At 66.4% G+C, this 20,400-nt stretch carries 20 protein-coding genes; 11 read left to right on the forward strand and 9 right to left on the reverse strand.

The annotated features are described in order from the left end of the window. The first annotated feature begins 75 nt into the window (after window positions 1–75). The 3 genes from BMW75_RS10315 to BMW75_RS10325 all read left to right on the forward strand — a co-directional run bounded on the left by BMW75_RS10315 (window position 76) and on the right by BMW75_RS10325 (window position 2,848). On the forward strand, window positions 76–1,305 hold the full coding sequence (locus BMW75_RS10315; RefSeq protein WP_092579061.1) for an SMI1/KNR4 family protein: 1,230 nt from the start codon (window positions 76–78) through the stop codon (window positions 1,303–1,305). Continuing rightward, on the forward strand, window positions 1,302–2,012 hold the full coding sequence (locus BMW75_RS10320) for a lysozyme inhibitor LprI family protein (protein ID WP_092579063.1): 711 nt from the start codon (window positions 1,302–1,304) through the stop codon (window positions 2,010–2,012). The genes BMW75_RS10315 and BMW75_RS10320 overlap by 4 nt, the downstream gene beginning before the upstream one ends. 77 nt (window positions 2,013–2,089) lie before the next feature. Then, window positions 2,090–2,848 carry a YoaK family protein gene (locus BMW75_RS10325; RefSeq protein ID WP_076521736.1) on the forward strand — a complete coding sequence of 253 codons (759 nt, stop codon included), beginning with the start codon at window positions 2,090–2,092 and terminating at the stop codon, window positions 2,846–2,848. 50 nt (window positions 2,849–2,898) lie between these two features. On the opposite strand, the gene BMW75_RS10330 is transcribed toward BMW75_RS10325, so the two are convergent. Next, the gene (locus tag BMW75_RS10330; protein WP_092579065.1) at window positions 2,899–3,675 is read right to left on the reverse strand and encodes a hypothetical protein; all 777 of its coding nucleotides are present in this window, start codon (window positions 3,673–3,675) and stop codon (window positions 2,899–2,901) included. Window positions 3,676–3,862: 187 nt separating this feature from the next. Here BMW75_RS10330 and BMW75_RS10335 point away from each other — a divergent pair, with 187 nt between their 5' ends. Then, complete coding sequence (locus BMW75_RS10335) at window positions 3,863–4,522, forward strand: thiopurine S-methyltransferase (RefSeq protein ID WP_092579067.1); 660 nt, start codon at window positions 3,863–3,865, stop codon at window positions 4,520–4,522. A gap of 63 nt (window positions 4,523–4,585) precedes the next feature. Here the strand turns inward: BMW75_RS10335 and BMW75_RS10340 are convergent, their stop codons facing one another. The 6 genes from BMW75_RS10340 to BMW75_RS10365 form a co-directional block, all read right to left on the reverse strand. Beyond that, complete coding sequence (locus BMW75_RS10340) at window positions 4,586–5,353, reverse strand: SDR family oxidoreductase (RefSeq protein ID WP_092579136.1); 768 nt, start codon at window positions 5,351–5,353, stop codon at window positions 4,586–4,588. A 20-nt stretch (window positions 5,354–5,373) separates the two neighbouring features. Next, complete coding sequence (locus BMW75_RS10345) at window positions 5,374–6,369, reverse strand: NAD(P)H-quinone oxidoreductase (protein ID WP_092579069.1); 996 nt, start codon at window positions 6,367–6,369, stop codon at window positions 5,374–5,376. A 19-nt stretch (window positions 6,370–6,388) separates the two neighbouring features. After that, window positions 6,389–7,093, reverse strand: coding sequence for an ABC transporter ATP-binding protein (locus tag BMW75_RS10350; RefSeq protein ID WP_076515602.1), 705 nt, complete (start codon window positions 7,091–7,093; stop codon window positions 6,389–6,391). Continuing rightward, window positions 7,086–8,867, reverse strand: coding sequence for a branched-chain amino acid ABC transporter ATP-binding protein/permease (locus BMW75_RS10355; protein ID WP_092579138.1), 1,782 nt, complete (start codon window positions 8,865–8,867; stop codon window positions 7,086–7,088). Before BMW75_RS10355 ends, BMW75_RS10350 begins: the two co-directional genes overlap by 8 nt. 23 nt (window positions 8,868–8,890) lie before the next feature. Continuing rightward, on the reverse strand, window positions 8,891–9,757 hold the full coding sequence (locus BMW75_RS10360) for a branched-chain amino acid ABC transporter permease (RefSeq protein WP_092579071.1): 867 nt from the start codon (window positions 9,755–9,757) through the stop codon (window positions 8,891–8,893). Window positions 9,758–9,891: 134 nt separating this feature from the next. Beyond that, complete coding sequence (locus tag BMW75_RS10365) at window positions 9,892–11,091, reverse strand: ABC transporter substrate-binding protein (RefSeq protein WP_076515598.1); 1,200 nt, start codon at window positions 11,089–11,091, stop codon at window positions 9,892–9,894. Between the two features lie 329 nt (window positions 11,092–11,420). Between BMW75_RS10365 and BMW75_RS10370 the strand changes: the two genes are divergently transcribed. Genes BMW75_RS10370 through BMW75_RS10380 form a run of 3 tightly spaced genes read left to right on the forward strand, consistent with a single transcriptional unit; the run spans window position 11,421 to window position 14,087 of the window. Further along, window positions 11,421–12,203, forward strand: a complete 783-nt coding sequence (locus BMW75_RS10370; protein ID WP_092579073.1) for an SDR family oxidoreductase — start codon at window positions 11,421–11,423, stop codon at window positions 12,201–12,203. Beyond that, entirely contained in the window at window positions 12,203–13,159 is a 957-nt protein-coding gene (locus BMW75_RS10375; RefSeq protein ID WP_092579075.1) for a 3-hydroxyacyl-CoA dehydrogenase, read from the forward strand. The genes BMW75_RS10370 and BMW75_RS10375 overlap by 1 nt, the downstream gene beginning before the upstream one ends. Beyond that, window positions 13,152–14,087: a 3,5-dioxohexanoate:acetyl-CoA acetone transferase gene (locus tag BMW75_RS10380; RefSeq protein ID WP_092579077.1), complete on the forward strand. Its 936-nt coding sequence runs from the start codon at window positions 13,152–13,154 to the stop codon at window positions 14,085–14,087. Before BMW75_RS10375 ends, BMW75_RS10380 begins: the two co-directional genes overlap by 8 nt. Before the next feature lie 62 nt (window positions 14,088–14,149). Here BMW75_RS10380 and BMW75_RS10385 read toward each other — a convergent pair whose 3' ends face one another. Both BMW75_RS10385 and BMW75_RS10390 read right to left on the reverse strand, forming a co-directional pair. Beyond that, window positions 14,150–15,220, reverse strand: a complete 1,071-nt coding sequence (locus tag BMW75_RS10385) for a glycerol dehydrogenase (protein WP_092579079.1) — start codon at window positions 15,218–15,220, stop codon at window positions 14,150–14,152. Window positions 15,221–15,229: 9 nt separating this feature from the next. Beyond that, window positions 15,230–15,934: a GntR family transcriptional regulator gene (locus BMW75_RS10390; protein WP_076515588.1), complete on the reverse strand. Its 705-nt coding sequence runs from the start codon at window positions 15,932–15,934 to the stop codon at window positions 15,230–15,232. A 125-nt stretch (window positions 15,935–16,059) separates the two neighbouring features. On the opposite strand from BMW75_RS10390, the gene BMW75_RS10395 reads away from it, so the two are divergent. Genes BMW75_RS10395 through BMW75_RS10410 form a run of 4 tightly spaced genes read left to right on the forward strand, consistent with a single transcriptional unit; the run spans window position 16,060 to window position 20,355 of the window. Continuing rightward, window positions 16,060–16,917 carry a transketolase gene (locus BMW75_RS10395; RefSeq protein WP_092579081.1) on the forward strand — a complete coding sequence of 286 codons (858 nt, stop codon included), beginning with the start codon at window positions 16,060–16,062 and terminating at the stop codon, window positions 16,915–16,917. Next, a complete protein-coding gene (locus BMW75_RS10400; RefSeq protein ID WP_092579083.1) occupies window positions 16,918–17,904 on the forward strand; it encodes a transketolase family protein in 987 nt (328 codons plus the stop codon). It begins immediately after the preceding gene. Between the two features lie 13 nt (window positions 17,905–17,917). Further along, window positions 17,918–18,721, forward strand: a complete 804-nt coding sequence (locus tag BMW75_RS10405; RefSeq protein WP_076515582.1) for a shikimate dehydrogenase family protein — start codon at window positions 17,918–17,920, stop codon at window positions 18,719–18,721. 35 nt (window positions 18,722–18,756) lie between these two features. Further along, window positions 18,757–20,355: a GMC family oxidoreductase gene (locus BMW75_RS10410; protein ID WP_092579085.1), complete on the forward strand. Its 1,599-nt coding sequence runs from the start codon at window positions 18,757–18,759 to the stop codon at window positions 20,353–20,355. The last annotated feature ends 45 nt before the right edge of the window (window positions 20,356–20,400 follow it).

Raw genomic sequence — 20,400 nt, forward strand, 5'->3', positions numbered from 1 at the left:
GTCGGCCATCTTAGGGCGGTGATGCGTCACCACCCGCTAGTAAAATCGCACCAGTTCCATTCTTGAAGCGCCAACATGAGTGAGTTTTTTACCGCCGGTGAACTGCTGGCCCTGCGCGAGCACGGCATCGCGGTTTTCGCCGACCGCGTGCTGATCGACGTGCAACCGCCCCTGGCCGATGCCCGCATCGCCGAGATCCAGGCCGAGTGCGAGGGGCCGCTCCCGCAAGCGTTGCTCGACCTGTGGCGGCTTACCGCCGGGGGCGAGCTGGCGTATGACCTGCGGACGCAGATGGACGGAAATGAAGAGGCCTTGAGCTGGTCCGAGCTGTTCTACGACGGCAGCCAGCACTACCGCGATCTGCGGGGCTGGATCGAGCACGAGCAGGAATGCGCGCAAGACGCCGCGGACCAGGATGGCGCGGCCTGGAACGGCAAGCTGCGCTATCTGCCGATCGGCGGCTTCGAATATTGCGACCGCATCTACGTCGTCGTCGAGCCGGGGCCGCGCGCGGGCAGCGTGGTCGCCTGGAAGCAGGGCCTGCCGGGCTGGACGCATGCCCTGCAGCAGGACAGCATCGCGACCATCGCCACGGACCTGTACGGCGCCTTTGCCGCGTTGTGCCTGGAAGCGGACCCCGAGCAAGACGAGGACAGCACCGGCGTGCGCGTGCTGGAGTACCTGGACGAACGCGTGTCGGCGCATGGCATGCCCCAGTCGCTGGCCGACCGCGTGGCCGCCTTCTACCGACGGGCGCAGGTGGACTGGCGCACCCCGCTCGAAGCCGGCACGCTGGCCGACAGGCCCGGTCTTGCCGCGCTGGCCTTGCGGCATGCCCTGGCGCATGACGACGCCGGCCTCGTGCGGCGCCTGGCGGAGCAGGGTGTCCGCTTTGATGCGCCGTTGCACGGCAGCGCCCAGCCGGTGGACGTCGCCCTGACGCAGCATGCCTTCGGCGCGGCGCAGGCGCTGCTGGACGCGGGAGCGCTGGTCAGCGCCACCGCCATCCACCGCTTCGATCGTGAGCCGCCCGCGGAACTGGTGGCCGGGCTGCTGGCGCGCGGCGCCGTGGCCGATGCCCTGGGCGTGGCGCGTTGCGTGGCCTGCGGCTCGCCCGACGCCGCGCGCCTCGTGGCGCGGGCCTGCGGCGCAGGCATCGCCGACGCTTACGCCCAGGAGCGCGACGCCATGGCCACCCGCTACCAGGAAGACCTCAAGCGCGTGCGCGCCGGCAAGCTGGGCCACTATCTGGGTGCGGACGGCCTGGCTGCGCGGGTTGAGAACCTGCGGGAGTTTTCGCTATGAATCGCCTGGTGCGCGCGCCGGCCCTGTGCTTTGCGCTGTGCGTTGGGCTGGGCATTGGGCTGGGCAGTCCCGCGGCCTGGGCGGCCGGCCGGCCCTCGTTCGATTGCGCGAAGGCCCGGAGCGCGGTCGAAAAGGCGATCTGCGCGGACGGCGCGTTGGCCGACCAGGACGCCAGCATCGGGAACCGCTTCGGCAAGGCGCGTAAATCCTTCGATGCGGCGACCGCCAAGGCGCTTACCGAAGACCAGCGCTGGTTCGTGCAGGTCCGGGACGAGGCCTATGCGTCTCCCCCCGGCGACGGCACGCCGCAAAAGGAACTGGCCGACCGGCTGAAGTACCGCGACGACTTCCTCGCATCCCTGGTGTTCAAGCGGCGCCAGGGCTTCGAAGGGGATTGGGAGAATCTCGCGGGCGGCATCTCGATCCGCAAGCAGCCCGACGGCCGCCTGTCATTCGACGGCTCCGCGGCGCACCCGGAAAACGGACGCTGGGTGTGCGACGTCCGGGGCGTGGGCGCCGTCAAGGGCGGCGCGCTGGTGGTCGAAACAATCGACGCCGAAGGCTGGACCTTGACCCTGGTCCGCAAGGGGGCGGGCCTGGCGCTGGCCGAACGCGCGCCGGCCGGCGCCGAGGACGCGGCGGGACGGCCGTATTGCGGGCTCAACGGCGCCCTGGGCGGCGTGTACTTTCCCGTCTCCAGGCCTTGATCGACCCGGGTACACCCCGTCTAGAATGTGTTTCGCACCGCACCGCCGTGCATGTGTTCTTGATTGAAAGGACCGGCGTGACCATCCCGTATCTGCGCCGGCTGACGGCCGTCAGCCGCAGCCCCCAAGCCAACCGCCATCTCGCTTACCTGCTGACCTTCACCGCCGGCGCCGTCAACGCCGGCGGCTTCCTGGCCGTCCAGCAGTACACCTCGCACATGTCCGGCATTGTGTCGATGATGGCCGACCACATGGCGCTAGGCGGAATCGTCGTCGTGCTGCAGGGCCTGGGGGCGCTGCTGTCTTTCATGGCGGGGGCGGCCAGCTCGGCCTTTCTCATCAACTTCGGGCGCAGGTCCCGGCTTGCCAGCGAATACGCGCTACCCCTGCTGCTGGAGGCGGTGCTGCTGCTCGTCTTTGGCCTGCTGGGCGCCAACCTGGAGACGCTGCGCTGGTTCTACGTGCCGGGGACGGTGATGCTGCTGTGCTACATCATGGGCCTGCAGAACGCGATGATCACCAAGGTCTCGCGGTCCGAGATCCGCACCACGCACGTGACAGGCATGGTGACCGACATCGGCATCGAACTGGGCAAGCTGTTTTACTGGAACGTCGCCAAAGGCGGCGCAGAGGCGATGCCGCGCGTGCTGGCCGACCGGGGCAAGCTCATCGTGCTGAGCCTCATGGTCACGCTGTTCTTCGTGGGCGGGGTGACGGGCGCGTATTCGTTCTTCAACTTCGGCTTCGGATCGACCTGGCCGCTGGCGCTCCTGCTGATGCTGCTGGCCGCGGTGCCGATCACGGACGACATCCGGCACTTCATGCATCGCGCATAGGCAAGCGCCTCGCCGGCCGCGCCTGGCCGGCCGCACCTCGCCGGCCGCAACTAGCCGGCTCTCGCCGAGCTTTGCCGCCTGGGCTTGGCGGCGGTGGAATGCCGCAGGAACACCTGGAGCGCCGCCAGGGTTTCGTGATGCAGGCGTGCCAGGCGGGCGTCTTTCGCTGGCTCGGTGATGGCGTAGCCGTCGGCGTCCAGGGAATAGGGCTCGCCCAGCAACCGGGCAATGTCGACCTGGTAAAAGCTGGCGTTGCCGTACGGCCGTTTGCCGTCGATATAGGGCATCGGCCAGAAGCGGTCGCCTTCGCGCAGGACGGCCTGCAGCGCCGGGCTGTCGGCCTCGCGCCACACGGCGGCCCGCAGCAGAATCAGGTGTTCCTTACGCAGCGCAAACCTGCCCTGGCTGTCCACGCCGCTTTCCGGAAAGTCGAAGGCCGCGCGCATTGCCTCGGGCACGTCATAGCGGCCGGGCGCGAGCCTGCCGATCGACCCCACATAGCGCGGCACCAGCCTGCACACTTGCGCCATCCGGCGCACCGCCAGCGCGTCGTCCGTCGTTCCCAGGGCGCCGCGCGCAACCGCAAGCGTATCCTCGCCTCCCAGCAGCGGCTGTTCAAAATCGATGGCGGGCGCGCCGGATTCGACCGGCATCCACTGCACGCGTAGCAGGCGCATCAGCGCAACGTGCTGCGCGGTGTACGGCAGGCTGTCCCGCGGCGCCGCGAACACCTCGCGGATGATGGCGTCGCGGCCGGGCGAGGCCAGGGCGCGCAGCGGTGCGGCGGACAGGCCGGCCAGGGTCAGAAGGAGGGTGCGGCGTAGCATGGCGGGTCGCGGGCGTGAAAGGCGGGGTCATAAGATACCGGAAGCCCGCCGCCATGCCTAAAAGCGCCGGGGCGGGCCCGGGCATACAATCCCGCAGTGGCATCGGCGCGCGGTCATGCGACCCGGCCCAGGCCCAGGCCTGGGCCACGCTCGAGCGCCGGGCATTCCTAGGAGGAGCAGACAAGACATGGACGCAGAATTCTGGCTGGAACGGTGGCGCGAAGGGCGCACGCATTTTCATCAGTCGCGGGTAACGCCCCTCTTGCAGAAATACTGGCCGACGCTGGGCGTGCCCAAGGGCGGCAAGGTGCTGGTCCCGCTTTGCGGCAAATCGCTGGACATGGTGTGGCTGGCGGCGCAGGGCCATCAGGTGCTGGGAGCCGAGCTGTCGCAGCTCGCGGTTGAACAGTTCTTCGCCGAAAACGAGCTTCGTGCCGTCACGCACGACTCCGCATACGGCACCCATTACGTGGCCGGCAATATCGAGATCGTCTGCGGCGACATCTTCAAGATGGACGCCCAGGTCCTGTCGCATTGCGTGGGCGTGTACGACCGCGCGGCCCTGGTCGCGCTGCCGCTGGCCATGCGTGCGGATTACGTGCGCCACGTCTACGGCCAGTTGGCGCCGACTTATCGCGGCCTGCTGATCACCCTGGACTACCCGCAGGACGAAATGGCGGGCCCGCCGTTTTCGGTGGCGGACAGTGAAGTGCAGGCGATCTTCGCGGATGTGTCGCCCGCCGTCATCATCGACCGCCGCGACATCCTGGACAAGGAGCCCAAGTTCCAGTCAGCCGGCGTGAGCCGCCTGGATACGGTGGTCTACCGCCTGGGCGTGCAGGACTGACGCGTCCTCGGCGCAAGCCCGCAGATCGGCCCGTTCGCGGTGCTCCGCGGGCGGGCCTTTTTGCTAGGTCATGAGCCAGCCGCCGGCCACGTCCAGGACCTGGCCGGTCACGAAGCGGGCCTGATCCGATGCGAAGAACAGGCAGGCGTCGGCCACTTCCTCGGGCGTGCCCAGCCGCCGCAGCGCGGTCACGGCGGCCACGGCGTCATTGATCTCCTGCGGCACGCTTTTCAGCAAGGGCGTGCTGATCCGCCCGGGCGCCAGGGCGTTCACCGTGACCTGATGTTCGCCGAGTTCGGCGGCCCAATGGCGCGTCAGCCCGATCAGCCCCGCCTTGGTGGCGGCGTAATGCGCCGCCACGATGTCGCAATACGCCTTGCCCGCCACCGACGACATGTTGATCACCCGCCCTTGCCGCGCCCGCACCATGTGCGGCGTGGCCAGGTGGGTCATGTAGAACACGCTGTTCAGGTTGACCGAGACGACGTTGTTCCATTCGGCGGGCGGCATTTCCCAGACCTTCAGCGCGCGGCCGTTCGTCTTGGGCGAGATGCCGACGTTGTTCACCAGGACGGTCGCGGCGCCCAGTTCCTGCGTGATGCGCTCGTAGGCGGCCTGGCATTGGTCGAAATGCGCGACGTCGGCGGGCACGAAGCATACGTCGTGGCCGCGTTTGCGCAGCGCGCTTTCAACGGCCTGGCCGCCTTGCGCGTTGAAATCGATGAGGCCGACGCGGGCGCCCTCGGCCAGGAAGGCCTGGACGATGGCCCCGCCGATGCCGCCCACCGCGCCCGTGACGATGACGGTCTGGTCCGTAAAGCGCGCATGCATGGCCCCATTCATCGCCGCACTCATGGCCGCACCTGCAGCATGATCTTGCCGATGTGCCTGCTGCTTTCCATGAGCGCGTGCGCGCGCGCAGCCTCGGCCAGCGGGAAGACTTCGTGGATCAGGGGCAGGCACTTTCCCTGCGCCATGAGCGTCAGCACCTTTTCCACGAGCGATTGCGCGATGGCGCCCTTGTCCTCGTCGGAGCGCGGGCGCAGCGTCGATCCGGTGAACTGCAGGCGCTTGGTCATGATGGGCAGTGCGTCGATCTCGGCCTTGCTGCCCTCCAGGAAGGCGATCTGCACCAGCCGGCCGTTCAGGGCCAGCAGCCGCAGGTTCCGGTTGATGTAGGCCCCGCCCACCATGTCCAGGATCACGTCGACGCCCGCGCCGCCGGTGCCCTCGCGCACCGCGGATTCGAAGTCCGTGTCGCGGTACAGCACCGCGTGGTGCGCGCCGGCCTTGAGGCAGGCATCCGCCTTTTGCGCGTTGCCGACGGTGGTCCAGACCTCTGCGCCAAAGGCGCGCGCGAGCTGGATGGCCGTCAGGCCGATGCCGCTGGAGCCGCCGTGGACCAGGAATTTCTCGCCCGCGGCCAGGCGCGCGCGGTCGAACACGTTGGTCCACACCGTGAAATAGTTCTCGGGAATCGCCGCGGCCGTCAGCAGGTCCATACCGTGCGGAACCGGCAGGCAGTGGCGTTCGTCGGCAAGGCAGTACTGGGCATAGCCGCCGCCCGGCGTCAGCGCGCAGACTTGGTCACCCACCTTCCAGGCCTGCACGTCGGGGCCGGCGGCCACGATGGTGCCCGACACCTCCAGGCCCAGATAGGGCGAGGCGCCCGGCGGCGGGGGGTAGGAGCCCGACCGTTGCAGCACGTCCGGGCGGTTGACGCCGGCGTAGGCGACCTCGATGAGCACCTGGCGGCCCGTGGGCGCCTCCATGTCGCGCTCGGCAATGCGCATGCAATCGGGCGCGCCGCCCTTGCCATGGTCGATGAATGTGCAGCGTAAAGACATGAGACGTTGGTCCTTGGATTCAGTGGCCCAGGTAGGCCTTCTTGACATGGGGATCGCTGAGCAGCTCCTCGCCCGTGCCCGTGCGCACGATGGCGCCGTTTTCAAGCACATAGCCGCGATCCGCCAGCCGCAGCGTGCGAAAGACGTTCTGCTCTACCAGCAGCACCGTGACGCCATGCGCGGTGACGTCGCGGATGATGTCGAACATCTGCTGCACCAGCAGCGGCGACAGGCCAAGCGAGGGCTCGTCGAACACGAGCAGCTTCGGATCGGACATCATGCCGCGCGCGATCGCCACCATCTGCTGTTCGCCGCCCGACAGCGATCCGGCGTACTGGCTCATGCGCTCCTTGACGCGCGGGAAGATGCGCAACACCTCTTCAAGCTTGCGCTCGACGATGGGCCGCGCCGCGCGCTTGTACGAGCCCATCAGCAGGTTGTCGCGCACGGTGAAGTGGGGAAACAGCTGGCGGCCCTCGGGGATCATGGTGATCCCGGCGTCAACGATGTCGTAGGGCTCGCGGTTGGTCAGGTCCTGGCCTTCGAATTCCACCTTGCCCTGCGTGGCGGGGATCACGCCGCACAGCGTCTTGAGCGTGGTCGTCTTGCCCGCGCCATTGGCGCCGATCAGCGTGACGATCTCGCCCGCGTTCACCTCGAAATCCAGGCCGTTGAGCACCTGGCTCTTGCCATAACCCGAGGTCAGGTTCGACACCTTAAGCATCTTGAAACTCCTTGCCCAGATAGGCTTCGATGACGGCGGGGTTCTCGACCACGTCCTTCGGGGCGCCGCTGACCAGCACGCCGCCTTCGTTCAGGACGATGATGCGATCCGACAGCGCCATCGTCGCCTGCATCATGTGTTCGATCAGCAGCACCGATACGCCCGAATCGCGGATGCGCCGGATCATCTGGATGGATTTTTCGATGTCCGTGGGGTTCAGGCCCGCCATCACCTCGTCCAGCAGCAGGATGCGCGGCTTGATGGCCAGCGCGCGCGCCACCTCCAGGCGCTTCATGCCGCCCACGGTGAGGCTGCGCGCCTCGGTGTTCAGGTACTTCACCAGGTCGGTCTGCTCGGCGACCTTGAGCGCGATCTGTTCGGCCTCGTCCCGGTCGGACGTGTGGATGAACGCCCCCAGCATGATGTTCTCAAGCACCGTCAGGCCCGTGAACGGCTTGGCGATCTGGAACGTGCGCCCCAGCCCCTGGTGCGCAAAGGCGTCGGGCGTCCGGCAAACGACCCAGTTGCCCTTGGCGTCCAGCATCGAGATATCGCCCTTGTCCGGCGACAGGAAGCCCGACAGCAGGTTGAACACCGTGGTCTTGCCCGCGCCGTTCGGACCGATCATGCCCAGGATCTCGTGCTGGTTGAGCGTCAGCGACACATCGTTGGTGGCGCGCAGGCCGCCGAAGCTCTTGAACAGGCCTTCGGCCTTCAGCACGGGCCGGTCGGTGCGGGTCGCGTTGCGGATGCGGATCTCGTCGGCGAGCTTGAGCTTGGGGCGGGGCGTGCCCAGGTAAGGCAGCCTGGCCAACAGGCGCTCGACGAAGGGACCGAACGCGCCGGCCAGGCCGCGCGGAATTGTCAGCACCACCGCCACCAGGATCAGGCCGTAGATCAGGCCATGCATGCCGTTGCCCACGCTGCTGAGCCAGCCGCGCGCGAGTTCGGCGATGGGCAGCACCAGGAAGGTCCCGGCGATGGGACCGGACACGGTGCCCAGTCCGCCGATCAGCGCGAACATCGCCACCTGGATGGACAATTCGAGCGAGAACGCGGAGCTGGGGTCGACGAAGGTGAGGTAGGTGATGTGGAAGGTGCCGATGATGCTGGTCAGCACGGCCGAGACGACGGCCGCGATGATCTTGACCCGCACAGTGTGGATGCCGACCGCAAGCGCCGCGTCCTCGCGTTCGCGGATCGCGATCAGGTAGTGCCCGATGCGCGACTTGCGGATGTACCACGAGACCCAGGTCACCATCACGAAGAGGCCAAACGCAATGATCACGTAGTTGATCTTTTCGCGGAACACGATCCACGCCCAACCGATGTTCAAGGGCAGGCTGATGCCGCTCGATCCGCCGGTCCAGCTTTCCTCGTGGATGACCAGCAGGCGCACCACCTCGAGGATGGCGATGGTCGCCAGCGCGAAGAAGGGGCCGCGCAGCCGCAGCGTGGGATAGCTGATCAGGACGGCGACCGCCGCGGAAATGGCGGCGCCGGCGAACATCCCGATCCACGGCGAGATGCCGAAGTTCTGGGTCAGCAGGGTGGCCGTGTAGCCGCCGATCCCGTAGAACACGGCGTGTCCCAGGGAAAGCTGGCCCGCATAGCCCCCCACGATGTTCCACGCGACCGACAGCGCGGAAAACACGAACAGCAGGACGAAGAGGTTGGTCCAGAAAGGGGTGCCCATGACGACGGGCACAAGGAACATCACGATCAGCAGGATGAGGCTGACGTAGGTTTTGGGGTGTCGAAAGTCGGGAAACACGTCTTGCTCCTTGTTGTTCCGGGTCACTCGGTACCGACGCCGAACAGGCCGTTCGGCTTCAGGACAAGGATCAAGAGGAAGATCCCGAAATAGACAACCTCCTTCAGGTCGGGCGCGATGTAGAAGCCCGCCAGCGTATCGACGATGCCGATGATCATGGAGCCGGCGACGGCGCCGTACAGGCTGCCCAGGCCGCCCAGCACGACGATCACGAAGGCCGTCAGCACGAAGTAGGTGCCCACCGTGGGAAACACGGGGTACTGCGGGGCCAGCAGGCCCGCGGCGATGCCGACGAACGCCGTGCCCAGGCCGAAGGCGATGGCGTAGACGTTGTTGACGTTCACGCCCATCAGGGTGGCCGCATAGCGGTGCTGGGCCACGGCGCGCAGCGCGCGGCCCAGGTAGGTGCGGTGCATGAACAGGTGCAGCAGCACGGCCAGCGTCAGGCCGATCACGAAGGTGACGAGCTGGCCCGTGACCATCGAGTACGGACCCACGTCGATGGCGTTGGTGCCCAGTTCGACCGGCGCGCGATAGACGTTGGCGCCGAAGATCACCAGCGCGAGGTTCAGGAGAATGGTGGACACGCCCACCGTGGCGAAGATCTGGATGTGCTGGTCGGCATGCAGCAGCGGCTGGATGATGCCCTTCTGGGTCAGCGCGCCCAGCGCGAACAGGATGACCGCCACCGGGATCAGCCCCGCGTAGGGATGGACGCCAAAATGCGCCGCGATCAGATAGACCATGTACATGCCTATCATCAGGAATTCGCCATGCGCGAAGTTCACGACGCGCACGACGCCGAAAATCAGCGTCAACCCCAGGCTGATGATGGTGTATGCGCCGCCCAGCAACAGGCCATTGATGACCAGTTGAATGAATAATTCCATGGTGCAACCTTTAAGTGCGGGAGGCGCTCCGTCCCTGTCCCGCAGCGTCCAGGGACGGGGCGCCCAAGCCCCGGGAAAGGCCGGACGCGCCCCGGGGCCGCGAGGCCCGGGCGTCCGGCCGCTGGCATCGCGCTTTATTTCTTGAAGATGGGCTTGCCGAGAGCGAGGTTTTCCGGGCCGATGGTGACGAGCTTGCCGTCCTGCCACTGCATCACGTAGAACGTGGACGCATTGTTCTGCCCGTCTTCGCCGAAGTCGAAGCCCCAGCCGTTGGCCGTCTGGCCGGCGGGCTTCTTGTAGGCCAGCACCGCGGCGCGGATCTTGTCCTTGTCGGTGGACTTGGCGTTGCCGATGGCTTCAAAGAACGCCTTGGCGCCCACGTAGTTGGTCAGGCTGTGGCCGGACTGAGGGTCGCTCTTGTAGGTGCTTCGGTAGGCCTGCAGGAACTTGTCCAGGCCGGGGGCGCCGGCCGGATTGATGGACGCCTGCGGAAAGTCCAGGTCGAACACGCCGTTCATGTCGGCGCCCACCGCCTTGGCGGTGTCGGCCAGCGAGTAGCCGCCGCCCGCCCCGATCACGACCTTGGGCTTGAAGCCCGCCGCGCGCGCCTGGCTGAAGAAGAGGATGGCGTCGTTCTGATAGGCCGTCTGCAGCACGACGTCGGCCTTCGCGCCCTTGAGCCGCAGGATTAGCGATGACAGGTCGACCGTCTTGGCAGAATACGGCAGGACTTCGACCACGTTGTAGCCCAGTTCCTGCGCACGCTTCTTTTCGGTGGCCGCGACGTCGGTGCCGTAGGGGCCGTCCTCGTGGATGATGCCGATCCGGATGTCCTTGGGGTTAAGGCCCATGCCGGGAGCGATGGTCTCGTGGAGCGCGTTCACGACGGAAACGCCGTACAGCGCGGTGTTGGGATTGCTGCGGAACAGGTATTGGTAGCCGCGCGTGGTGATCTTGTGGGCGGTGGCGCCCAGTTCGAAGTAGGGCACCCCGGCAAGCTCGGTGACGGGCGAGGCCGCGTACGAAATGCCCGAGGCGTAGCTGCCGAACACGCCGACCACGTTGGCGGAAATGAGGCGCTTGGTTTCCGACACGGCCTGTGTGGGATCCACGGCGTCGGCCTTGACGATTTCGATCTTCTCGCCGTTGACCCCGCCCGCGGCGTTGATTTCGTTCACGGCCAGTTCCAGGCCGCGGTAGCTTTCCTGGCCAAGCAGCGCAAGCGCGCCGCTGAACGGGAAGAGGGCGCCCACCTTCATGTCGGCCGCTGCGGTGCCGCTTGCCAGCGCGCCGCACACGCCCAGCGCCAAAACAATTTTGTTGAACTTGAACACTGTCTACGCTCCTTTGTTGGTATGGAATGCGGACTGAATCTACGTGCCGTCCGTCTTTTTGTATATATGATATATGCGCCGGCGAGGCGAAAACCCTCGCCTTTGATTCTAGTGTCGGTCGCTGTATGACGAATCAGGGAATTCCCTGAAACCGCATGAATAAAGCCTTAGCGGCCGATCTACGAAAAATCTACCGACAAAATTCCGTCACGCGGATGTAGCTTTAAGGTGGTTCCAAGCGCCGCATGACTGCCTCAAGAATAGCTGTTTTTATCATATATCGTATATGATGAATCGCGCTTTTCAGAACAGTCCTAGGAGACAAAAGCATGTTCGAGGAAGTTGATTTCACCGGCAAGAAGGTGCTGATCACCGCCGGCGCAGACGGGTTGGGGCTGGAAATGGCCAAGGTCTTTCACCACGCCGGCGCCGCGGTTTTCGTGTGCGACGTCAATGAAGCGCGCCTTGCCGCCTTGCCCGCCGAACTGCCCGGCGTGCAGGTGGCGCGGGCGGACGTGTCCGACGAGGCCAGCGTTGAACAGCTCTTTGCCGCGGTCAAGGAAACGCTGGGCGGGCTGGATATCCTGGTCAACAACGCGGGCGTCGCGGGTCCGACCGGCTACGTCGAAACCCTGTCCAAGGCCGATTGGGACCGCACGCTCGCCGTCAACATCACGGGCCAGTTCCTGTGCGCCCGCCAGGCCATCCCGCTGCTCAAGGAGTCCAAGGCCGGCGTGATGATCAACCTGTCCTCGGCCGCGGGCCATCTCGGTTTCGCCGGACGGTCCGTGTATTCGGCTTCAAAGTGGGCGGTGATCGGCTTCACGAAGTCCCTGGCCATCGAGCTGGGCGGCTACGGCATCCGCGTCAACGCCATTCTGCCGGGCGCCGTCGAAGGGCCGCGCATCCGCGCCGTCATCGCGGCCAAGGCCGAAACGCTGGGACGCCCGGTCCAAGAGATCGCGGCCCAGTACGAGAACCAGGCCGTGCTGGGGCGCATGGTCACCGCGCGCGACATCGCCAACATGGTGTTGTTCAACGCCAGCGAGGCTGCCCGCAGCGTGACGGGCCAGGCCATCGTGGTCGATGGCTTCACGCAGAAGCTCTACTGATGGAGGCCGCCACCGCGGCGCGGCGCGCCGCCATCATCGGAACCGGCCTGATCGGCCAGGGCTGGGCCATCGTCTTTGCGCGCATGGGCTGGGAAGTGCGGCTGTACGACGTCAACGCCGCCATGCTGGCCGAGGCGCGCACCCTGATCCTGCAACAGTTGCGGGAACTGGAAACGCAGGGCCTGCTGGTGGGCGCGGACGCCATCGTCGACCGCGTGCAGACGGCAGCCAGCCTGCAGGAAGCCCTGGCGGGCGCCGACTACATCCAGGAAAATTCCCCGGAAAAGGTGCAGATCAAGCGCCAGCTGTTTTCCGAACTGGATGCCCTGGCCGAGCCCCACGCCATCATCGGCAGTTCCACGTCCAGCATTCCGGCCAGCCAGTTCACCGACCATCTGGCGGGCAGGCATCGCTGCCTCGTGGCCCATCCGGTCAACCCGCCTTACCTGATCCCGGTCGTCGAGCTGTGCCCCGCGCCCTGGACCAGCCCCGAAGCGCTGACGGGCGCGCGCGAGATCATGACCAGCATCGGTCAGAAGCCGGTCCTGGTCCGCCGCGAAATCGAAGGCTTCATCCTGAACCGGCTGCAGGGCGCCTTGCTGCACGAGGCCTTCCGGCTTGCCAGCCAGGGCATCGCCAGCGCCGAGGACATCGACACCACCGTGAAGGACGGGCTGGGCTTGCGCTGGGCCTTCATGGGGCCGTTTGAAACCATAGACCTCAATGCGCCGGGCGGCATTGCCGACTACTGCCAGCGCTACGGTGACCTCTACCGGTCCATCGGTGCCACGCAAGACGAATGCGTGGCCTGGGAGGGGGCGCTGATCGACACCCTGTCCGACGAGCGGCGCAGCCTGCTGCCCGCCGAGGATCTGCCCGCGCGCCGCTTCTGGCGCGACGACATGCTGATGCGCCTGATGCGTCACAAACAAAGCAACGGAGACAACCATGGCTAAACCGAAACCGAAAGTCGTCATCACCTGCGCCGTGACGGGCGCCATCCATACGCCCAGCATGTCGCCGCACCTGCCGGTCACGGCCGACGAGATCGCCGAGGCGGCCATCGGCGCGGCCCAGGCCGGGGCCGCGGTGCTGCACCTGCATGCGCGCGATCCCCAGACGGGCAAGCCTTCGCAGGATCCGGTGCTGTTCCAGCCTTTCCTCGAACGCATCAAGCGCGAGACCGACGCCATCATCAACATCACCACGGGCGGCAGCCCTCACATGACGGTCGAAGAGCGCATGCGGCCGGCCACCACGTTCAAGCCGGAGCTGGCGTCGTTGAACATGGGATCCATGAACTTCGGCCTGTTCCCCATGCTGGACCGCTTCCAGGACTTCAAGCATGACTGGGAACGCGAGCACCTGGAAAACAGCCGCTCGCTGATCTTTCGCAACACCTACCAGGACATCGAATCCATCCTGACGCTGGGCAACGCCAACGGCACGCGCTTCGAGTTCGAGTGCTATGACATCAGCCATCTCTACAACCTGGCCCACTTCGTGGACAGGGGCCTGGTCAAGTCGCCGCCATTCATCCAGTCCGTGTTCGGCATCCTGGGCGGCATCGGTCCGCATCCTGAAGACCTGATGCACATGAAGCGCACCGCCGATCGCCTCTTTGGCGACGACTACGAATGGTCGATCCTGGGCGCGGGCCGCAACCAGATGCCGCTGGCGACCATCGGCGCGGCCATGGGCTCGAACGTGCGGGTGGGACTGGAGGACTCGCTCTGGATCGGTCCGGGACAACTGGCCGAATCCAATCGGATGCAGGTGGAACGCATCCGCGGCATCCTCGAAGCGCTCAACCTGGAGATCGCCACGCCCGACGAGGCGCGGGCCAAGCTGGGCCTGAAGGGCAGGGACAAAGTGGCGTTCTGACGCGCACGCCGGGTGGGGCGGGGCGCGCCCGGCCGGCGGTCGGCCCCGCCGGCCGCCGCAGGTCAGGCGTAGCGACGCAGCGCGTCGGCCAGCGTGTTCACATCCAGCGTGCGATCAAAGTTCGAGGCGTGGCGGGCCTTCAGGCTGAGGTCTGCCGCCAGCGACAGTTCCGCGTCCGGCGGCGCGGCGGGCGCACCGAGTTCGCGCAGCGAAACGGGCAAGCCCACCTGGGCGTACCACTGCTTCAGGTCGGCCAGCAAGCCGTCGCCGCGGTTCTCCAGGTCCAATTGCACCAGCAGGCCCACGGCGACCTGCAGGCCGTGCAGGGCTGTCGGCACGCCGGTGATCTTTGGCAGCCCGCGCGTCAACGCGTGGGCAATGGACAGGCCCCCGCTTTCAAATCCGAGACCGCTCATGAGGATCATCGCTTCCACCACGCGCTCGAACGCCGGCGTGGGCTGCCCGGTGCCCGCCACGGCGACCGCGTCGGCGCCGTCGGCAAGCAGCGTCCGCAAGCAGCCGTCGGCAATGAGCTGGGCCGTGAGCAGCGGCGCCGCGTCATACATGTTCTTGCCGCCATTGCGCGCGCATTGCTCGGCTTCGAACTTCTTGGAAATGGCATCGCCCAGCCCGGCCCGGAAGAAATGCACGGGCGCGGTGGCAATGATGGCGGTGTCGACCAGCACGATCGTGGGGTTGAATAGCATGTGCTCGACCGCCAGGAGGTTGTGATGCGCGTCGTACAGCACGTAGTTCTTGCTGGTGGGGGCATCGTTGGACGCCACGGTGGGCACGGTGATCAGGTGGCAATGCGACGATTTGGCCACCGCCTTGCCGGCATCGAGCGACTTGCCGCCGCCGACCGCGATGACCATGTCGATGCCCGCCGGCGCGGCCTGCGCGCGCAGGCCCTCGATGACCTCTGGCGTCAGGTCGCCTTCCACGATCAGCGGCGAAAGCGCCACGCCGTGCGCCGCGCACAATGCTTCGATTCTTGGACCCAGCACGCCATGGACATAGCCGTCGATGACGAGGGCGGCGCGCCGCCCGAACAACGCCGCATATTGTCCCAGCGTGTCCAGGGCGCCCGAGCCCTGGATATAGCGGCTGGGCGCTCCAAAAATCTTCAGCATGGCATCTCCCTATTTGCGGGCCCCGGGGGGGCGGTAGTCGAGTTCTTTTTCGCGTTCGACCAGCCAGTCGATCATGATCTTTCCGCCCCACACCAGGTCGGCCTGGATGGCCTGGCGGGCGGCTTCCGAATCGCGCGCTTCCAGGGCCTCGATCACGGCCTCGTGCCGATGTTCGTCCAGCGAGTAGTCCAGCCCCGCCGTCTTGATGTGGAACACCTTGAGAATGGGGCCCGTGATGACCCAGAACGACTCCACGGTGTTGCGCAGGATGGGCTTGTTGCTGGCTTCCAGGATGGCAAAGTGAAACTTGCGATTCAGGTAGCTGGCGCGTTTGGGATCGGTGGACGTGCACGAGATGAAATCCCGCTGCAGGGCGATCAGGTTGTCGAGCTGCTTGCGCGTGATGTGCTGCGCGGCCTCGGCCGCGCCCATGCCTTCGAGGTGAAAGCGGATCTGCTGGATTTCCCGCAGCTTTTCGGAATTGACGTAGGGCACGTACACCGCGGTGGCGGCCTGCATCTCCAGCCCCTGCTCGCTGATGAGCCGGAAAATGGCTTCGCGCACGGGCGTGATCGACACGCCCATTTCCTGCGCCAGTTCCCCGATGATCAGGCGCTCGCCAGGTTCGTATTGCCCATTGATCAGGGCATTGCGGATTTCGTTATAGACCCTGACGGAAAGGTTCTCTTTTTTGACCGGTTTGAGGCTGGGCATGGCGTTTCTAGCTTGCTGTATGGAGGATGCGGGGTGAATCCAGGTTGGATTCTAGCCCGGCGTAGCCAATTCGCGCAGAGTGAGTATATTATATATCATATATCCATACGACAGGAGGAGACGCCATGCGCTTGGGTCAGGATGCCCCCGCTTCAGGGGAAATCGCGATGCTGCGGGACAAGGCCCGCCATATCAGGCTGGAGACCATCCGGCTCATCGAAATCGCAAAGGTCGGCCACTACAGTTCCGTGTTTTCCTGCGCGGAGATCTTCGCCGCGCTGTACTACGACGTGATGCGCCTGCGCCGGGGCGAGCCCCATTGGCCAGATCGCGACCGCTTCCTCATGGGCAAGGGCCACGCCGCCGTCGGCTTGTTCCCGGTACTGGCGGACCTGGACTTCATCGGCCGCGACATGCTGGACGGCTACACCCGGCTGGGCAGCCCGTTGGGCGACCACCCCGACATGACCAAGGTGCCCGGTGTGGACTTCAGCTCCGGCTCCATCGGCCACGCCTTGTCCAATGGCGTCGGCATGGCGCTGGGCGGGCGCATGAGCGGGCGCGACTTCAACGTGTTCGTGATGCTGGGCGACGGCGAAATGCAGGAAGGGCAGGTCTGGGAGGCTGCGCTGTTCGCCGCGCATAACCGCCTGTCGCGCCTTGTCGCCATCGTCGATCGCAACGGCTATCAGCTCGATGGCAAGGTGGACGACGTGATGGGCGTGGAATCCCTGCCGGACAAGTGGCGGGCGTTCGGCTGGGAGGTCCACGAGGTCGACGGCCACAACCTGTCGGCGCTGACCGCCCTGCTGCGCCGGCTGCGGGCCGACGACGCGCGCGCCCGGCCGGCGTGCGTGATCGCCAGGACGATCAAGGGCAAGGGCGTGTCCTACATGGAAACCGAACCGGGTTGGCACCTGGGCTACCTGGCGCCGCAAGATGCGCAGAGCGCCGCCGACGAAATCCTTTCCCGCGAGATCTGAATGGCACAGGCACAAGTCCTCTCTCCCGATTCCTGGCAGTACCGCGCGCTCAACGCGGTGAACCCCGGGCTGTCGTATCTTTCCGACGCGTTGATCGATCTGGTGAAAGCCGGCCATCCTGTCGTCGCGGGTTCGGCCGACCTGCAATACTCCAACGGCCTGAACCGCTTCGCCCAGGCCTATCCCGACCGCTACGTCCAGTTCGGCATTTCCGAGCAGAACATGGTGTCGGCCGCGGCCGGCCTGGCCACCACGGGCATGATGCCCTTTGTCGCCACGTTCGCGTCCTTCTTGGGTCTGCTGTGCTGCGAACAGATCCGCATGGACGTCGCCTATACCCGCTTGCCGGTCCGCCTGATCGGCCACCATACCGGCATCAGCCTGGGGTTTTACGGCACCTCGCACCATGCCACCGAAGACATCTCCACCATGCGCGCGCTGGCCGGACTGACCGTGGTGTCGCCCGCAGACGGGCCGCAACTCGCGTCCGCCATCAAGGCGTCGGCGAACTGGCCCGAGCCCATCTATTTCCGCATCGGACGCGGCCGCGATCCGCAGGTCTATGCGGATGGCGCGCCCTTCGAATTCGGACGCGCCATCGTGCATGCGGAAGGCAGCGACCTCACCCTGATCGCCTGCGGCATCACGCTGCATGGCGCACTGGCCGCCGCCGACGCGCTGCGCGCCGAGGGGCTGTCCGTGGGCGTCATCGACATGCCCACCATCAAGCCGCTGGACCGCGACGCCGTACTGAAGGCCGCCGGGCAGTCGCGCCTGCTGATGACCGTCGAAGAGCACAATGTGCTGGGCGGTCTGGGGTCGGCGGTGGCCGAGGTATTGGCCGACGCGGGCACGGGCACGCGGCTGCGCCGTCATGGCATCTACGACGAATACAGCCTCATCGCTCCGCCCACGACCCTGTACGCCCACTACAAGCTCGACGCCGCGGGCATCGCCGACGTCGCGCGCGAATTCATCAAGCATTGAAACGGAGACGCTCATGAAGGAAATCAGCGGCAACACGCGCCTGTTCGGCATCCTGGCCGACCCCATCCACCACGTGAAGACGCCGCAGCGCATGAACGAGCACTTCGCCAAGATCGGCTTCGACGGCGTGTGCGTGCCCTTTCACGCCCGGCCCGAAAACCTCGCCGCCGTGGTCGAGGGCCTGCGCCGCCTGGAAAACCTGGGCGGCGTGATCGTCACGGTGCCGCACAAGACCGCCATCCTGGACCTTGCCGACGAAGCCACGCCCGTCGCGCGCAAGATCGGCGCGGCCAACGTGCTGCGGCGCGAGGCGGACGGACGCCTGGTGGCGCACATGCTGGATGGCGAAGGCTTTGTGCGCGGCCTGCGCAGTTGCGGCGTCGCGCCCGAAGGCAAGAGCGTGTACCTCGCCGGCGCGGGCGGCGCGGCCAATGCGATCGGCTTCGCGCTCGTGCAGGCCGGCGTTTCGCGCCTGACCATCGCCAACCGCACCCCCGCCAAGGCTGAAGACCTCAAGGCGCGCATCCTGTCGTTGCATCCGGACGCGCAGATCTCGGTGGGCAACGCCGACCCCTCTGGCCATGACCTGGTCGTGAACGGCACGTCGCTGGGCATGAAGGAGGGCGATCCGCTGCCTTTGGACACCAGCCGCCTGACGCCCGACCAACTCGTGTGCGAGGTCATCATGCAGCCCCGGGACACGGCGCTGCTCGTGGCCGCGCAGGCGCGCGGCTGCAAAGTTCACTACGGCGCGCCGATGCTGGCGTGCCAGATCGAACTGATGGTGGAAATGCTGGGCGTGACGTCCGCCCCTTGAATCCGCGCAGCCACATTCGAGACCGGTAGACAAAGATGGGCGACTACGATTTCATCATCGCGGGCGGCGGTACGGCCGGCTGCATCCTCGCCAACCGCCTGAGTGCGGACGGCAAGTATCGCGTGCTGATGCTCGAGGCCGGACAAGAGGCCCGCAGCATGTGGATCCCGATTCCCGCGGGCTTTTCCAAGCTGCTGGTCGATCCGACCTACAACTGGCGCTTCGCGACCGAGCCGGAAGACAACGTCTACGGCCGCACCATTGCCGTGCCGCGCGGCAAGGGGCTTGGCGGATCCACGCTGATCAACGGCATGATCTACGTCCGGGGCCAACCGCAGGATTACGACGGTTGGGAAGCCGCCGGCGCGTCTGGCTGGGGCAGCGAAGTGGCCGAACGCGTCTTTCGCAAGATCGAAAACTACGCGCCGGGCGGCGAAAACCGCGGCAAGGACGGACCGATGTACCTGGAGGAGGTCGCCGAACGCTTTCCCGTGTCGGATGCCTTCCTGCAGGCCGCGCGCGAAGACGGCCAGCCGCTCAATCCGGATTACAACGGCGGCGACCAGGAAGGCGTGGGCTACTACCAGGTGCTGCAGCACCGCGGCCGGCGCTGGAGCGTGGTGGACGGCTACCTGAAGCCCGCCGCCGGACGCAGCAATCTCAGCGTCGAATGCGGCGCCCATGTCACGCGCTTGGTCTTCGAGGGCAAACGCTGCGTCGGCGTGGCCTACCGCAAGGACGGCCAGGAACACACCGTGCGCGCCCGCCGCGAAACGCTCGTGTGCATGGGGGCGGTGCAGTCGCCGCAATTGCTCGAACTGTCCGGCGTCGGCAATCCGGCCTTGCTGAAGTCGCTCGGCATCGCCCTGGTGCACGCGCAGCCGCAGGTCGGCGAAAACTATATCGATCATTTCGCCACGCGCATGAACTGGCGCGTGAAGAACACGGTGACCCTGAACGAGATGTCGCGCGGATGGCGGCTGGCGCAGCAGGTGGCCCGCTACTACCTGAACCACAAGGGCATTCTCACGCTCGGCACGGGGCTCGTGCATGGTTTCGTCAAGAGCGCGCCGGACCTGCCCACGCCCGACGTGCAGTTCTTCTTCGTGCACGCCAGCTACGCCAATGCCGCCGAACGCATCCTGGACCGCCATCCCGGCATGACCATCGGCGTGGCGCAATTGCGTCCGGAATCGGTCGGGTCCATCCACATCAAATCAGCCGACCCGCTGGCCGGCCCTGCCATCCGCCCCAACTTCCTCTGCGCGCAAGTGGACCGCGACAGCCTGGTGGGCGGCATGCAGGTGGCGCGGCGCATCGTGGGGCAGCCCGCCCTGCAGCGGTTCGTGCAGGCCGAGCTCAGCCCCGGCGCGGACGTGGACAGCTACGACGAATGGCTGGATTTCGCGCGGCGCAACGGGCAGACCATCTATCACCCCATCGGCACCTGCCGCATGGGAACTGACGCCGCCGCCGTCACCGACGTGCGCCTGAGGGTCAACGGGTTGGCCGGACTGCGCGTGGTCGATGCGTCGGTGATGCCGAAGATGGTCTCCGGCAACACGCAGGCCGCCGTCATGATGGTGGCCGAACGCGGCGCCGAAATGATCCTGGAGGATGCCGCGCAGGGGTAGGTCGCATGCGGGGCACGCGTCTTGCTAACCCGGGACGCTGGCTGC

The sequence above is a fragment of the Achromobacter sp. NFACC18-2 genome, from assembly GCF_900108985.1.
Lineage (GTDB): Bacteria > Pseudomonadota > Gammaproteobacteria > Burkholderiales > Burkholderiaceae_B > Achromobacter.

Excerpts from the sequence above, each read along its gene's own strand:
- BMW75_RS10315 (WP_092579061.1), top strand. The coding sequence starts at position 76 with ATGAGTGAGTTTTTTACCGCCGGTGAACTGCTGGCCCTGCGCGAGCAC.
- BMW75_RS10320 (WP_092579063.1), top strand. The coding sequence starts at position 1,302 with ATGAATCGCCTGGTGCGCGCGCCGGCCCTGTGCTTTGCGCTGTGCGTT.
- BMW75_RS10330 (WP_092579065.1), bottom strand. The coding sequence starts at position 3,675 with ATGCTACGCCGCACCCTCCTTCTGACCCTGGCCGGCCTGTCCGCCGCA.
- BMW75_RS10335 (WP_092579067.1), top strand. The coding sequence starts at position 3,863 with ATGGACGCAGAATTCTGGCTGGAACGGTGGCGCGAAGGGCGCACGCAT.
- BMW75_RS10340 (WP_092579136.1), bottom strand. The coding sequence starts at position 5,353 with ATGCATGCGCGCTTTACGGACCAGACCGTCATCGTCACGGGCGCGGTG.
- BMW75_RS10345 (WP_092579069.1), bottom strand. The coding sequence starts at position 6,369 with ATGTCTTTACGCTGCACATTCATCGACCATGGCAAGGGCGGCGCGCCC.
- BMW75_RS10350 (WP_076515602.1), bottom strand. The coding sequence starts at position 7,093 with ATGCTTAAGGTGTCGAACCTGACCTCGGGTTATGGCAAGAGCCAGGTG.
- BMW75_RS10360 (WP_092579071.1), bottom strand. The coding sequence starts at position 9,757 with ATGGAATTATTCATTCAACTGGTCATCAATGGCCTGTTGCTGGGCGGC.
- BMW75_RS10370 (WP_092579073.1), top strand. The coding sequence starts at position 11,421 with ATGTTCGAGGAAGTTGATTTCACCGGCAAGAAGGTGCTGATCACCGCC.
- BMW75_RS10375 (WP_092579075.1), top strand. The coding sequence starts at position 12,203 with ATGGAGGCCGCCACCGCGGCGCGGCGCGCCGCCATCATCGGAACCGGC.
- BMW75_RS10380 (WP_092579077.1), top strand. The coding sequence starts at position 13,152 with ATGGCTAAACCGAAACCGAAAGTCGTCATCACCTGCGCCGTGACGGGC.
- BMW75_RS10385 (WP_092579079.1), bottom strand. The coding sequence starts at position 15,220 with ATGCTGAAGATTTTTGGAGCGCCCAGCCGCTATATCCAGGGCTCGGGC.
- BMW75_RS10390 (WP_076515588.1), bottom strand. The coding sequence starts at position 15,934 with ATGCCCAGCCTCAAACCGGTCAAAAAAGAGAACCTTTCCGTCAGGGTC.
- BMW75_RS10395 (WP_092579081.1), top strand. The coding sequence starts at position 16,060 with ATGCGCTTGGGTCAGGATGCCCCCGCTTCAGGGGAAATCGCGATGCTG.
- BMW75_RS10400 (WP_092579083.1), top strand. The coding sequence starts at position 16,918 with ATGGCACAGGCACAAGTCCTCTCTCCCGATTCCTGGCAGTACCGCGCG.
- BMW75_RS10405 (WP_076515582.1), top strand. The coding sequence starts at position 17,918 with ATGAAGGAAATCAGCGGCAACACGCGCCTGTTCGGCATCCTGGCCGAC.
- BMW75_RS10410 (WP_092579085.1), top strand. The coding sequence starts at position 18,757 with ATGGGCGACTACGATTTCATCATCGCGGGCGGCGGTACGGCCGGCTGC.